This is a genomic window from Streptomyces sp. RK62, assembly GCF_018070255.1.
Taxonomy (GTDB): Bacteria; Actinomycetota; Actinomycetes; order Streptomycetales; family Streptomycetaceae; genus Streptomyces; species Streptomyces nigra.
Window position 1 is genome coordinate 189,266 of sequence record NZ_JAGPYD010000003.1, and the last position, 12,874, is coordinate 202,139.

Here is a 12,874-nt window from a genome sequence, read left to right on the forward strand (position 1 = left end):
CGTCGCGGGTCCTCCGGGCTCCGCGGCCCGGCGAGAGGCACGGGGAGCCGAAAAGATCATAAACACCGATAAACTAACTCGATCCGGATGCAGATGGGGGGCGGGTTCGGCCAGGTGCCGCACGGCCCGCGTGTTCGCCCCGGTCAGCGGCCCCCGCCGGGGTGGCCCGCCGTCACCCGGATGCCAGACTCTGCTGTGTGGCACCGACCTTCACCGAACTCCTGGACCGCGCCCGATCCCTGGCCGACGGCGGCGGCCGCGCCCTCCTGGGCATCGCCGGCAGCCCTGGCGCGGGCAAGACGACCCTGGCCGAGACCCTGGTGCGGGAGCTGAACGGCACGGGCGACCCATGGGTCGCGCATGTGCCCATGGACGGCTTCCATCTCGCCGACGCCGAGCTGGAGCGGCTCGGCCGCCGCGACCGCAAGGGTGCCCCGGACACCTTCGACGCGGCCGGGTACGCGGCACTGCTGCGCCGGCTGCGCGAGGAACCCGGCGACGACGTCGTCTACGCGCCCGGGTTCGAACGGGAGCTGGAGCAGCCGATCGCCGGCGCGGTGCCGGTGGAACCGACGGCCCGGCTGGTGGTCACCGAGGGGAACTACCTCCTGCTGGACTCGGGCGCCTGGGCGCGGGTGCGGGCGCAGCTGGACGAGGTGTGGTTCTGCGAACTGGACGAGGAGGAGCGGCTGCGGCGGCTGATCGCCCGTCATGAGCGGTTCGGCAAGACGCACGAGGAGGCGGTGGCCTGGGTGATGCGCTCGGACCAGCGCAACGCCGAACTGGTCACGGCGACCCGGGACCGGGCCGACCTGGTGGTCCCCGCGACCGCGCTCCCCGCGTGACACCGGCACGGCGTGAACCCCGGGCCGCCGTGGACCGTACCCCTGGGCACGGACCCGGTGGCACCCCGGAGCGGTCGATGGCGCTCGAACAGAACCCGGTCGCGTCCCCGGAGGCGGCCCCGGACGTCCCCCGGGCAAGTCCCGCCGCACGACGGTGGCTGACGCCCCTGCTGGTGGTGCTGTTGCTCGGGCAGATGGCCGTGGCCATGGTGACGACCGCCGTGCAGCAGACACCGACGATCGACGAGCCCGTGTACGTGGGGACGGCCGCCGAGTATCTGCACGAGCGCCAGGTGGTCCACAACCCCGAGCATCCGCCGCTCGGCAAGCTCGTCATCGCGGTGGGGGTGGCGCTCGCCGACCCCCGGGTGGACCCCGGATTCACCGGCGGTCAGGGCGAGTTGGGGCGGCGTCTGCTGTACGAGACGGGCAACGACCCGTGGCGGGTCATGCTGTTCGCGCGGCTCCCCGTGATCGCCCTGACGCTGGCCTTCGGCTGGGTCGTGTTCGCCTTCGCCCGTGAACTGACGGGCACGGGCGCGGGGTTGGCGGCTCTCGCGCTGTACGCCTTCTCCCCCGATCTGATCGCGCACGGTTCCCTCGCCACGCTCGATGTGCCGGCGGCCGGGTTCGTGCTGACGTCGGCGTGGCTGGCATGGCGGGCACGCGAGCGGCCGCGCCGGTACGTCCCCCTGGCCGGGGTGGCGCTCGGGGCGGCCCTGGCGACGAAGATGAGCACGCTCCCGGCCGTGCCCGTCCTGCTCGCGCTCACCGCGCTGTCGGTGTGGTCAGCGCGGGCGCCTTCGACGTCCCGGCGCCGCGCGCTGGGCCGGGCGGTCGCGGGCGCCGGAGTCGTGGCGCTGGTCGCGGTCGCCGCCGTCTGGCTGTCGTATCTGGTGGTCGATCCACGGCTGCGCTGGAACCCGGAGCAGCCGGTGCCGGTCGTGCACGGGCTGCGCGGACTGGCGGTGGACCTGCTGCCGTTCCCGGAGTCCTACCGGGACGGTATGCGCGTGCAGTTCGCCTTCGAGAACCACCCCTGGCAGGGCTTCCTGTTCGGCCGTCTCTACACGGGGGCGCTCTGGTACTACCTGCCCGCCGCGCTCCTCGTGAAGACGCCGCTCGGCATGCTCGCGCTGTGGGCGGCGGGTGTGGTGGCGGTGCTGGCGGTACGGCGGCTGCGGCCGGTAGCGCCGTATCTGCTGGCGCCCTCCGCCGTGCTGCTGGCCGCGGCGATGCTCGGGGCGCGCAACTTCGGTACGCGGTACGCCCTGTTCCTGCCGATGTTCCTGGCGGTGGCGGCGGGGTGCTCGCTCGTCGTGCGACGGCGGTGGATCACGGCCGGGGTGGTGGCGCTGGTCGCCTTCGTCGCGGTCAGTTCGCTGCGGACGTTCCCCTACTATCTCCCGTACTCCAACGAGGCGTTCGGCGGTCCGGAGCGGACTCGGCTGCGGCTGCACGACTCGAACGTGGACTGGGGCCAGGACCTGGGCCGGCTGGCCGACCGGCTGCGCGAGCGGTATCCGGGCGAGCGGGTCTGGCTCGTCTACAAGGGCAGCGGGGTGCCGTCGTACTACGGCATCCGGGCCCGCGATCCGCGCCAGGTGCCCCCGGACGAGGTGCGCGGGCTGCTCGTCGTGTCGGACTCCGCGGCGGCCAAGGCGACCGGACGGCTGGCCCGGCTGATCGCCGGCAGTCGCCCCGTCGATACCATCGGGCATTCGATCACCCTGTACCGGCGGTGAGCGGGCGCCCGTTCGATCCCTGGTCACCACGGTGTGTGGGCTATGTTGAAGCACTGTGGAAGACAAAGGAGGCGCGCCTTCGCCCTCGCCCCAGCAGGCGCGCGCGCAGGCGTCCGCGATCACCTCGGGAAAGACCGCTCCGGAAGCGGAGGCTTCCCCGACTTCCCAGCTCAGGACCCTGTTCGACCAGCCCAGGCTGTCGCCGGGGCAGCGCCGCATCGCCCAGTACCTGATCGAGCACCTCACGGAGGCGGCGTTCCTGTCGATCACCGATCTCGCGGAGCGGGTCGGGGTCAGCCAGCCCTCGGTGACGCGGTTCGCGGCGGCGGTGGGCTTCAGCGGCTATCCGGCGCTGCGGGAGAAGCTGCAGTCGATCGCCCTGGGGACGTTCGCGGGCGGCCCCTCGGAGGAGAACGGCGCCAATGAGCTGCAGTCCGCCGTGGACGCCGAGATCGAGAACCTGGAGAACCTGCGCCGGGACTTCGTCGACCCCGACAAGGTCATCGACGCCGGCCGCAAGCTGTCGCAGTCCACTCCGCTGACCATCCTCGGGCTGCGCATCTCGGCCTCCCTCGCGGAGTACTTCGCCTACGCGGCCCGCCGTATCCACCCCGACGTACGCCTGGTCACCCGGGGTGGCAGCGTCGCCTACGACGCCCTGCTCCAGTCGCGCGAGGCCGGGGGCACCTGGGTGCTGGCGTTCTCGATGCCCCGGCACGCCCAGGAGACGCTCACGGCCGTGCAGGTGGCGCGCAGCGCGGGGCTGAAGATCGCCCTCGTCACCGATCTCGCGCTCGGCCCGCTCGCCGACGCCGCCGACGTCGTCTTCGCCACCGGCACCGGCTCCCGCCTGGTCTTCGACTCGTACGCGGCCCCCGGAGTGATGGCGGCCGCGCTGCTCCAGGCGATGACCGACGCCGACCCGGAGCGCACCCAGGGGCGCCTCGAGGAGTACGAGCAGATCTCCGACCAGCACCAGTTCTTCCTGCGGGACTGACGGGACCGCTCCCACCCCACCTGCCGAAGCACGGCACAAGGGCAGCTTTCACTTCAAATCACGCATGAATGTTTTCATACGCCTTGCAAACCGGACGGCATATATAAATACTGCACACGCATCACCCGCCCGACAGAAAGCAGCCGGTCCGCTCATGCGCACGTTCTCCCATCCGTCGTGCGCATGCCGGCTGTCGTATCGGGCTCCACAACGAGCAGTCCGGGCCGCCGTCTCCTACCCGCGTCGGCGCACGGGCTGTTCGGTCGGGCACCGCGTGCGCGGCTGCCCGGTGGCGGCGGCCCCGGTCATCCCCTAGGCCGGGGCCGCGCCGAAAACCCGTCGGACACCCCGGACGACGCCGCACACCCGGAAGCGATCATCATGCCCCTGACGACGACGCGTATCAGCCCGGACTGGCCGTGCCAGGTCAAGACCCCCGGCTCCTACGACTGGGAACGCTCCGCGGCCAAGTGGCTGCGCGACCTCGTGCCGGCCCGCTACGCCAGCTACCCCGCGCTGATCCGTCACCCCGTCCTGCTGGCCCGGCACGCGCAGATCCAGGTGCAGCACGAGATCCGGGTCGCGCGGACCGCGCTGCAGACCGCGCGGGCCGATCTCCCGGCGCTCGGGCTCCCCGAGTCGGTCATCGAGCACACGATCAAGATGTACGCGGCCGAGGTCATGCAGCTGCAGCACATCGCGCGCAGTGTGCGCGCGGTGTCGCAGGCGCTGGTCGAGCGCGGGCGCTGACGGTCAGGACGCGCCGCGTGCCGCGCAGGTGACCTCCGCCGACGGCGAGGTGTCCGACGCAGTCGCCGCGAGGAAGCCGAAGGTGACGCTCGCGCCCGGGGCGAGACTGCCGTTCCAGTCCGCGTTGGCCACGGTCGCCGAGCCGTCGGCCGCGGTGGACAGCGTGCCGTCCCAGACCTGGGTCAGCCGGGCACCGTCGGCCGGTACGACCGTCGCCGTCCAGGCCTCGACGGCCGAGGCAGGGGCCCCGGTGACCGTCACCTCCCCCTGGTAGCCGCCCTGCCAGCTGGAGACGGTCCGGAAGGACGCCGTGCAGCCCGCGCCGGCGCCGGGCGCGTCCCCTCCCGGGGCGGCGGACGCGGGGGCGGAGGGCCGCGCGGACACGGAGGGCTCCCGGGCCGCCCCGGTGCCGCCGTCGTCGTCGCGTTCCACCAGCAGCAGGGCCCCGCCGAAGCCGAGGACCGCCGCGGCCGTCACGGTGACCGCGAGCGCGGTACGGCGGAAACCCACACCGTGCGGAGCGGGTGAGGGGCCGCCGCCGTACGGGACGGCGGGCAGCTCCTGGGTCGCGTCCTCCGCGCCGGGCGCCGGCCGGGGCAGGGCCACCGTCTCGTATCCGGCGCCGGTGTCCTCCTCGAACTCGCGGAACAGCTCCGCGAGCGCGTCGGTACGGCGTGGGCGCAGGACGTGGATCGGTTCCAGGGCCGGTCCGTCACCGGACTCCGCGGGGTCGGGCTGGGTGGACACACCGCTCTCCTTCCGTCCCGTCTCGTACGGGCTTCACCAATCCCCGGGAAGAGATACGGCGGTGCCGCGCCGCCGGTTCAGGCCCCCGCTCAGGCGGAACCGCTGACGAAGCGGCGCAGGGACGTCTTCATGGCGGCGACGAAGGCGTCCCTCCGGGTGTCGTCCACGGCGTCCAGCGACAGATACGGGTTGAGGTCCTCCAGCTCCACCAGCAGCAGGGAGCCGTCCGGGGCGCGGCAGGCGTCGACGCGCTGGATGCCGTGCCGGATGGTGTTCCAGTCGATGAAGCGCCGGGCGAACTCCAGGTCGGCGGCGGTCGGTTCGTACGGTTCGAGCTGCCAGCGCCGGTCGGTGTGCGGGGCGTACAGGGCGTACTGGAAGGCGTCGTCGACGAAGTAGAAGGACACCTCGTAGGCGAAGTCGACATGGGGCTGGACGAGGACGGTGCCGTCGGCGGCCTCCGCCGCCTCCTCGCGGGAGACGATCCGCAGCCCGATGGAGTCGGCGCCCAGCCTGGGCTTGACCACATACCGCCCGGCGTCGGGCAGCAGGGGCAGGTCCTCGGCCCGGTCCACGGTCGGGACGACCGGGAATCCGGCGGCGGTCAGGTCGAGCAGGTACTGCTTGCCCGCCATGTCGGCCTTGCCGGTGAGCGGGTTGTAGACGCGCGTCCCGGCGGCGAGCGCGCGGCGCCGGAAGTCGTCGTACACATCCAGATAGCCGAGGACGGGCCCGCTGTTGCGGACGACGACCGCGTCGAAGGCGTCCATCAGCGCGGCCGCGTCGCGGGGGTGGCACAGCGCCAGGTCGAAGTGCTCGCGCAGCCGGGAGGTGAGGTGGATGTCCTCGTCGCAGTAGCGGCGCCCGCGGGCCGGGTACGCGAGGTCGCTGACGTACAGGATGCGGGGACGTTCGGCCGGCATACGGGGCTCCTGGGGCTGCGGTGGCAGCCGATCGTAAGCGGAGCCGAACAGGCCGAACAAATGTCGGACGGCGCGGCCCGGGCCCGGGGGCGCTCTGCTCTCGGCCGATCTGCCGCGGGCAGAGAAAGCCGCACCCGGCGCCCGGCGCGGCCGACAGTGGGGACCACGGCAACCCACCATCCGAGGAGGACCGATGACCCCATCCGTCACGTTCGCGCCCCGCGCCGAGGAGGGCGAGACCCCGCCGACCCGGTTCGACGACCAGCTCGCCTCCCAACTGCTCGGCCAGCGGATCGTGTTGCTGGGCACCGAGGTCACCGAGGCATCCGCCAATCGGGTCTGCGCCCAGCTGCTCCTGCTGTCGGCGGAGGACCCGCGCACCGACATCAGCCTCTACATCAACAGCCCGGGCGGCTCGGTCCACGCGGGCCTGGCCATCTACGACACGATGCGGCTGATCCCGAACGACGTCGCGACGCTCGCCATGGGCTTCGCGGCCAGCATGGGCCAGTTCCTGCTGAGCGTCGGCACGGCCGGCAAGCGGTACGCGCTGCCGAACGCGCGCATCATGATGCACCAGCCGTCCGCGGGCATCGGCGGCACCACCGCGGACATCGAGATCCAGGCCGAGAACCTGGAGTTCACGAAGCGGACCATCGAGCGGATCACCGCGGAGCACACGGGCCAGACCCCGGAGACGATCTCCCGGGACGGCGACCGCGACCGCTGGTTCACGGCCGAGCAGGCCAAGGAGTACGGCATGGTGGACCGGGTCCTGGAGTCCCTCGCGGACGTCCGCCCGGCCGCCTCCCGGCGACGGATGGGACTGTGACCATGGCGAACTACACGATTCCGTACGTCACGGAACGCACCGCGAACGGCGAGCGCTCCTCGGATGTGTTCAGCCGGCTGCTGTCGGAGCGGATCATCTTCCTCGGCACCGAGATCGACGACGGCGTCGCCAACGTCGTCATCGCCCAGCTCCTGCACCTGGAGTCGTCGGCACCGGAGAGCGAGATCTCGCTCTACATCAACTCCCCCGGCGGCTCGTACACCTCGCTCATGGCGATCTACGACACCATGACGTACGTCCAGGCGCCGATCTCCACGTTCTGTGTGGGGCAGGCCGCGTCGACGGCGGCCGTGCTGCTGGCCGGGGGCGACCCGGGCCGGCGGTTCGTGCTGGAGCACGCCCGGGTCCTGCTGGGCCAGCCCGCGACCGGTGGCAGCCGGGGCGTGGTGTCCGACCTGGCGCTCCAGGCCCAGGAGATGGTCCGCATCCGCTCGCAGGTCGAGGAGGTGCTGGCGCGCCACACCCACCACGACATCGCGACGCTGCGCGCGGACATGGACCGCGACAAGGTGTTCACCGCGCCGGAGGCCGTCGCGTACGGGCTGGCCGACGAGGTGGTGAGCCGGCGCCTCGTGCGGATCTGAGGCGCCGGCCCCGGGTCACGCGGCCAGGCACAGCCCGTCGTACGACGAACCCGTCGTCCTGCCGCGGCCGGATCCGGGCACATGGCGGGAGGTGACCCGGGTCAGCTCGCCGTGGACCCGGGCCAGCAGGTCGCCCAGGCCGAGGCCCAGGGCGTGGGCGGCGGCCGCGAGGACCTCGGAGGAGGCCTCCTTGCGGCCGCGCTCGACCTCGGAGAGGTAGGGCATGGAGATCCGGGCCGCGTCGGCCACGTCCTTGAGGGTGCGCTCCTGGGCGAGGCGTTCACGGCGCAGGACGTCACCGACGAGGTCGCGCCACAGGGGTTCTCTGGGCGCGGCCGCCGGAGGCGGGGAGGCGGGGGTGCCGGGCGCGGTGGACGGCCGGGCGCTCGTGGGGCGTTCGGACGCGGGGCGGGCCGTCCCGGGGCGTACGGCGGCCGGACGGGCGGCCGCTCGGCGCAGGGGGATGACGCGGGCTTCGTTCGGCGCTTGTTCGCTCACCTTCCCAGCCTAGGAGCCGGGCGCGTCAGGGGAAGGCGCCGGCGTTCCGCCCTGGACGAAATGCGGGCGCTGGGGCCGTCACTCGGCGCCGAGGCGCATCACGGCCCGGACGCGCTTGCCGACCGGGACACGCTCGACGACGACCTCGGCGGCCAGCGCGTGGACGATCTCCAGTCCGTGCCGGCCGATGCGCTCGGGGTCCTTGGGGAAGCGGCGGGGCAGCGCGGAGCTGCTGTCGTACACGCAGACGGACACCGAGTCGTCGGTGCCTTCGAGGTCCAGGATGTACGGGCCGTTGCTGTGCCGGTCGGCGTTGGTGACCAGCTCGCTGACCACGAGGAGCACCTTCTCCTCGGCGGGCTGCCCGATCGTGGCGCACCACTCGGTCCTGAGCCGGTCGAGGAACCGCGCCGCGAAGGTCCGGGCCTCGGCGATGCAGCCCGGATCCCCGCTGAAGTGCGCCGCCCGCCTCAGCGGTTCCACGGGCACGTCGAAACCTGTCGGAATCACTGCCCCGTCCACGTGGTCGATCATGCGTTTCTCTCTCGGAAGCCGGCACCGCCGGACGCTACTGCACCAGTCCTCGTACCCAGTACGGCGCCGTGCAGTCCCTGTCCGTGACGCGCTTTACGTCACAGCGACGAGGACGCCGTCTCCGGGCCCGTGGAGGCGGAGCCCGTGGTGGTCGTACCGCCGTCCGGGGGCGGCTGCGAGGTGGTCGTCTCCGGCTCGGGCTCGGTGGTCGTCGGCTCGGACGTCTCGGTCTCCGGTGTCGACGTCCCCGGTGTGGAGGTGCCGGGAGTCTTCGGCGTCTCCGTGCGCGGTGAGGTCGACGGGGACACGCTCACCGACGGGGAGGGCTTCGCCGGGCGCTCGGTCTTCTTGTCCTTGTCCACGTCGTCGCCGGGCTTGCGGGCGATCCACTCGTCGTGCTCGTCGTCGAAGATGACGAACTCGTCGACGGGTTCCTTCGCGGGCATCACCATGACGACCTCGGAGGAGCGGAAGCCGGGCCAGGAGTCGCCGGTGTGGCGGACCGTGCCCTTCTGCGGGACCGGCGGGGTCAGCGGGTTGCCGCAGGCGCACCGCGCCCGGGGCACGCCCTTGTCGTCGACGAGGACGGCGGTGCCGGCCTGGAGGACGGCCTGGTAGCTGGTGGCGACACCGTCCTTGTAGCCGTGGTTGGTGACGCGGGTGTCCAGGCGCAGCTGCACGGGCGTCAGGGAGCGCAGATAGTCGGGCACACGGGACGGTTCGACATGGGCGACGGAGGCGAACGCCTTGTTCTTGTCGGGGTCGTCCCGGAAGAAGCGGATCTGCTTCTCGACGTCGCAGCTGGCCACGTCACGGGTGCCGCCGTAGAGGCCGGCGGCACCGCCGTCGACACCGCGCACGGCGTTCGACGGTGCCGACTCGGTGGCCGCGGACGGGGTGGCGCGCTCGGTGGTGCTGTCCTTCGCCGTCGACTCGGTGAAGGGGTCGGGGCCCTCCTTGTCGGCGGCCTGGAGGAAGACCTCGCCGTCGGCGGCGGCGGTGTCGCTCGAGCCGCCGCCGCCCCGGGAGAGCACCACGGCGACGACGACGGCGGCCACGACGACGGCGGTGATGACCGCGATCCGGGGCACGGACCGCCACCACGGCTGGGGGCCGGGGCCGCCCGGCGTACCGCCGCCGCCACCGCCGCCGCCTCCGGACGGGGGCTGGGAGGGCGGTCCCGAGGGTGGCTCGGAGGGACCCGACAGGGGGCCCGAAGGCGGTCCTGTGGGGCGGCCGGACGACGGAGGGTCGACGCTCACGAGGCCTTCTTCCCGACGCGGGCTCCCGCGGGACACCGGCGGCGCATCGCGCGCGCGGTCCCGCGACGACGGAGCACGCAGTGCCGCTCTTGTCGCAGTTCCTACATTTCGCTGTGCTTCGTTCGTTCAGCGGTCCTTCCTTCCCATTCTGTGCTCCGGCGCGGCGGGGCTCGCAAGCCGACGCGGACGGCTCTCCCGGCGGGCGCGGCACCGGGGTGCTGCTTAGCGTGGGCAGGGTGAGCACGCAGAGTCCCTCCCGTCCGGTCGTCGCCGCCCACGGCTGGGTGCAGGCCCTCCTCGTGGTACTGGCCACGGCCGTCGCGATGGGGGTGCTCGCCGCCCTGGGACTGTGGGCGGCCGGGGCGGCGGATCTGCCGGACGGCGCCTTCCCCCGGGTCGTCGCCGCGACCGTCGTGACGGCGGTCGGCGGCACCGTCGAACTCACCGGCAGCGCCGGAGGTCTGGCCGAGTCGGACGCCGAGCTGACGGTGATCCCGCTGTCCGTGACGGTCACCGGTGCGCTGGTGCTGGCGGCCGGGTTCCTGCGGCCGTTGCGGCATCGGGCGGTCGCGGGCGCGGCGGAACTGGCGGGCTGGGCGGGCCGGATCGCCGTCCTGTGGGTGCTCGCGCTGCTGGCGCTGTCGTTCGGGGCGCGCCAGACCTTCACTCTCTCGCTGAGCGACCTCGGCGAGGACGCGCTCGGCGATCTGGGGGACCTGTTCGGCATCGAACCGAAGGTCGGCTTCACGACGGATGTGGGGCTGACCGTCGTCTTCGGCACGCTGTGGCTGCTGGGGGTGCTGGCGCTGGCGCTGCTGGTCGCGCGCGGCGCCCCGCTGCCGGCCGGGCTGCTGCGCTTCCAGGAGTCGGTGCGCCCGGCCGCGTACGCCATGGTGGTGCTGCTCCTCGCGTACGTCGCCCTGGGCTTCGTCATCGGTCTGGTGGTGGCCGCGACACGGGGCCATGTGCCGGAGACGTTCGCGGTGCTGCTGCTCGGGCTGCCGAACCTGGTGTGGCTTGCGCTGACCATCGGGCTCGGCGCGACCTGGAACGGCAGGGTGGAGGGGCCGTTCGGGCTGCCCATGCCGCATGTCCTCGACGAGGTGCTGCGGGGTCAGGACGTGTCGGAGGTCAACCTGCGTACGCTCGCGGAGCAGGACGGCCGGGTGTGGTGGCTCCTCGTCGTCGACGCGGTGCTGCTGCTGGCCGCCGCGGTCGTGATGGCCCGGCGTTCACCCGCCCGGGTGCGGCCCTGGCAGCACGCGGTGCACATGGCGGTCGCGCTGGCGCTCACGGTGCTGATGATCTGCCTGGTCGGCCGGATCTCCGCACGCTACGGCCTCTCCATTCTCGGCATCGGCGACCTGGGCGGCGGCCTGTCCGGCGAACTGTTCCTGAGACCTCAGATCTGGACCGCGCTGGGCCTGGCCCTGCTGTGGGGGCTGGTCATGGGCTTCCTCGGCGGGTTGCTGGCCGTCCGGCTGCGGCATCGCGGTGAGGTGCCGCAGCCGGACGGCGCGGCCGGGCCCTGAGGACGTCGGCGGAACGGCTCAGCGGCGGTACACCGGGTGTGCCCACGCCGGGGGTTCCGGTGGCGGGGCCATCGGGCGGCCGGCGCCGGTGGCGTCCCGGGGGCCGGGGTGGTGCTGCGGCGCCGGGGTCTCGCGTAGCTGGGCGACGTCCACGTCGACCTGGGTCGGCGGGTGGGCCGCCCGGCTGCCGCCGGCCACCGCCGCGCGCAGTTCGGCGACGAAGGCGAGGCAGGAGTCCTGGCGGTCGTCGGGGCTCTTGGCCAGCGCCGAGGCGAACACGGCGTCCACGGCCGGGTCGAGGTCGGGGCGTGCCTCGGTCAGCGGGGGCGGCTCGTCGTACTGGTGTGCCCACAGCAGGGCCATGTCGTCGTCGCGCTGGAAGGGCGGTCGCATGGCCAGGCACTCGTAGACCACGCCGGCGAACCCGTAGACGTCGCAGCGCGCGTCGACCGGCTTGCCGGAGATCTGCTCGGGGGCGACGTAGTCGAGGGTGCCGACGAACTGGCCCACGGTCGTGAAGCCGGTGAGGGACAGCGACTTCTTCGTCAGCCCGAAGTCGGTGAGGTAGGCGTGCTCGGGGTGGTCGCTGTCGGTGCCGCGCGCCACGAGGATGTTGCCGGGTTTGACGTCCCGGTGGACGAGGCCGTTCTCGTGGGCCGCGTCGAGGGCGGACGCCACCTGGGCGGCGATCCGCAGGGCCGTCGGGGGCGGCAACGGTCCCTGCTGGTCCAGCAGGTGGCGCAGGTCGCTGCCGGCGACGTACCGCATGGCGATGTACAGCACGCCGTCCGTCTCGCCCGCCTCGAAGACCGGCACGATGTGCGGGTGGTCGATCGCGGCGGCCGCGCGGGACTCATGCGTGAAGCGGCGCCGGAAGGTGTCGTTGCGGGCGAGTTCGGGGGCCAGCAGCTTCAGCGCGACCGTGCGCTCCAGGCGCAGGTCCCGGGCCCGGTAGACCACGGCCATCCCGCCGCGGCCGATCTCGCGCTCGATGCGGTAGCCCGCGACCTGCCGTCCGATCAGCTCGGAGGGCCGTCCCGAGAACAGGCTGGTCTCACGGGCCATCGGGCGTCACGACCTGGGTCGGGGCGTGCCCGGGCTCGGCCCGCGCGTGGGGCGTGTCGTCCGGGGCGTACGTGCTCATCCTGGCGCCGTCCGCGTACACCCACCGCTCGTGCTCGGTGTCGTACAGCCACACGGACTCGCCGTCGACCACGATGCCGACCCGGACGCCGTGGGTGCGGGCGTGGAAGCCCTCGCGGTCCAGGCCGCCGGCGGCCAGTTCCTCGACGGCGGCGCGGTAGCCGGCGAGCGCCCGTTCGACACGGGCGAGCAGGGGGCGCGGATCGGCGGTGCGGGCGAGCGGGCCGGTGCCGGCGGTCGGCGGGTCCTGCGGCACGGCGACCAGGCAGCGGGCGTCGACCCAGGCGGACCAGCCGTTGGCGCACAGCACATGCCCCCAGTCGCCGCGGCGCTCGACGAGCTGGACAGGGAGCAGCGCGTCGAGGGCCACGGTGGGCCGTTCGGGGTCCGGGGTCTCCCAGGCGGACAGGCCGTGCTGGGGGACGACGTGGGTGGGCCGGAAGCCGGGTGTTGCCATCGGG

The 12,874-nt window shown here is 73.1% G+C and carries 14 protein-coding genes; 7 read left to right on the forward strand and 7 right to left on the reverse strand.

Going from position 1 to position 12,874, the window contains the following annotated elements; translation table 11 throughout:
* Window positions 1–197 precede the first annotated feature (197 nt).
* From KBY32_RS07235 to KBY32_RS07250, 4 genes are all read left to right on the forward strand, one after another.
* Entirely contained in the window at window positions 198–845 is a 648-nt protein-coding gene (locus KBY32_RS07235; RefSeq protein WP_210979290.1) for a nucleoside/nucleotide kinase family protein, read from the forward strand.
* A gap of 77 nt (window positions 846–922) precedes the next feature.
* Entirely contained in the window at window positions 923–2,590 is a 1,668-nt protein-coding gene (locus KBY32_RS07240) for a phospholipid carrier-dependent glycosyltransferase (RefSeq protein ID WP_210979291.1), read from the forward strand.
* A gap of 55 nt (window positions 2,591–2,645) precedes the next feature.
* On the forward strand, window positions 2,646–3,587 hold the full coding sequence (locus KBY32_RS07245; RefSeq protein WP_055619748.1) for a MurR/RpiR family transcriptional regulator: 942 nt from the start codon (window positions 2,646–2,648) through the stop codon (window positions 3,585–3,587).
* A gap of 381 nt (window positions 3,588–3,968) precedes the next feature.
* On the forward strand, window positions 3,969–4,337 hold the full coding sequence (locus KBY32_RS07250; protein ID WP_055619747.1) for a hypothetical protein: 369 nt from the start codon (window positions 3,969–3,971) through the stop codon (window positions 4,335–4,337).
* Between the two features lie 3 nt (window positions 4,338–4,340).
* Here KBY32_RS07250 and KBY32_RS35800 read toward each other — a convergent pair whose 3' ends face one another.
* Both KBY32_RS35800 and KBY32_RS07260 read right to left on the reverse strand, forming a co-directional pair.
* Window positions 4,341–5,084: a cellulose binding domain-containing protein gene (locus tag KBY32_RS35800; protein ID WP_210979292.1), complete on the reverse strand. Its 744-nt coding sequence runs from the start codon at window positions 5,082–5,084 to the stop codon at window positions 4,341–4,343.
* An 89-nt stretch (window positions 5,085–5,173) separates the two neighbouring features.
* Window positions 5,174–6,007 (reverse strand): hypothetical protein, encoded by an 834-nt coding sequence (locus KBY32_RS07260; RefSeq protein ID WP_210979293.1) that lies wholly within the window; start codon window positions 6,005–6,007, stop codon window positions 5,174–5,176.
* Window positions 6,008–6,200: 193 nt separating this feature from the next.
* On the opposite strand from KBY32_RS07260, the gene KBY32_RS07265 reads away from it, so the two are divergent.
* Both KBY32_RS07265 and KBY32_RS07270 read left to right on the forward strand, forming a co-directional pair.
* Window positions 6,201–6,839, forward strand: a complete 639-nt coding sequence (locus KBY32_RS07265) for an ATP-dependent Clp protease proteolytic subunit (protein ID WP_108705493.1) — start codon at window positions 6,201–6,203, stop codon at window positions 6,837–6,839.
* Between the two features lie 2 nt (window positions 6,840–6,841).
* Complete coding sequence (locus KBY32_RS07270; protein ID WP_210979294.1) at window positions 6,842–7,444, forward strand: ClpP family protease; 603 nt, start codon at window positions 6,842–6,844, stop codon at window positions 7,442–7,444.
* A gap of 15 nt (window positions 7,445–7,459) precedes the next feature.
* Here the strand turns inward: KBY32_RS07270 and KBY32_RS07275 are convergent, their stop codons facing one another.
* From KBY32_RS07275 to KBY32_RS07285, 3 genes are all read right to left on the reverse strand, one after another.
* Window positions 7,460–7,942, reverse strand: a complete 483-nt coding sequence (locus tag KBY32_RS07275; RefSeq protein ID WP_308293668.1) for a helix-turn-helix transcriptional regulator — start codon at window positions 7,940–7,942, stop codon at window positions 7,460–7,462.
* A gap of 78 nt (window positions 7,943–8,020) precedes the next feature.
* Entirely contained in the window at window positions 8,021–8,476 is a 456-nt protein-coding gene (locus KBY32_RS07280; protein ID WP_055619741.1) for an ATP-binding protein, read from the reverse strand.
* Window positions 8,477–8,574: 98 nt separating this feature from the next.
* Entirely contained in the window at window positions 8,575–9,738 is a 1,164-nt protein-coding gene (locus KBY32_RS07285) for a DUF6777 domain-containing protein (protein WP_210979295.1), read from the reverse strand.
* Window positions 9,739–9,974: 236 nt separating this feature from the next.
* On the opposite strand from KBY32_RS07285, the gene KBY32_RS07290 reads away from it, so the two are divergent.
* A complete protein-coding gene (locus KBY32_RS07290; protein ID WP_210979296.1) occupies window positions 9,975–11,270 on the forward strand; it encodes a streptophobe family protein in 1,296 nt (431 codons plus the stop codon).
* An 18-nt stretch (window positions 11,271–11,288) separates the two neighbouring features.
* Here KBY32_RS07290 and KBY32_RS07295 read toward each other — a convergent pair whose 3' ends face one another.
* Complete coding sequence (locus tag KBY32_RS07295; protein ID WP_210979297.1) at window positions 11,289–12,335, reverse strand: serine/threonine-protein kinase; 1,047 nt, start codon at window positions 12,333–12,335, stop codon at window positions 11,289–11,291.
* Window positions 12,325–12,870, reverse strand: coding sequence for a hypothetical protein (locus KBY32_RS07300; protein WP_210979298.1), 546 nt, complete (start codon window positions 12,868–12,870; stop codon window positions 12,325–12,327). The genes KBY32_RS07295 and KBY32_RS07300 overlap by 11 nt, the downstream gene beginning before the upstream one ends.
* Window positions 12,871–12,874 lie beyond the last annotated feature (4 nt).

Excerpts from the sequence above, each read along its gene's own strand:
- KBY32_RS07240 (WP_210979291.1), top strand. The coding sequence starts at position 923 with ATGGCGCTCGAACAGAACCCGGTCGCGTCCCCGGAGGCGGCCCCGGAC.
- KBY32_RS07265 (WP_108705493.1), top strand. The coding sequence starts at position 6,201 with ATGACCCCATCCGTCACGTTCGCGCCCCGCGCCGAGGAGGGCGAGACC.
- KBY32_RS07295 (WP_210979297.1), bottom strand. The coding sequence starts at position 12,335 with ATGGCCCGTGAGACCAGCCTGTTCTCGGGACGGCCCTCCGAGCTGATC.
- KBY32_RS07270 (WP_210979294.1), top strand. The coding sequence starts at position 6,842 with ATGGCGAACTACACGATTCCGTACGTCACGGAACGCACCGCGAACGGC.
- KBY32_RS07280 (WP_055619741.1), bottom strand. The coding sequence starts at position 8,476 with ATGATCGACCACGTGGACGGGGCAGTGATTCCGACAGGTTTCGACGTG.
- KBY32_RS07300 (WP_210979298.1), bottom strand. The coding sequence starts at position 12,870 with ATGGCAACACCCGGCTTCCGGCCCACCCACGTCGTCCCCCAGCACGGC.
- KBY32_RS07260 (WP_210979293.1), bottom strand. The coding sequence starts at position 6,007 with ATGCCGGCCGAACGTCCCCGCATCCTGTACGTCAGCGACCTCGCGTAC.
- KBY32_RS07250 (WP_055619747.1), top strand. The coding sequence starts at position 3,969 with ATGCCCCTGACGACGACGCGTATCAGCCCGGACTGGCCGTGCCAGGTC.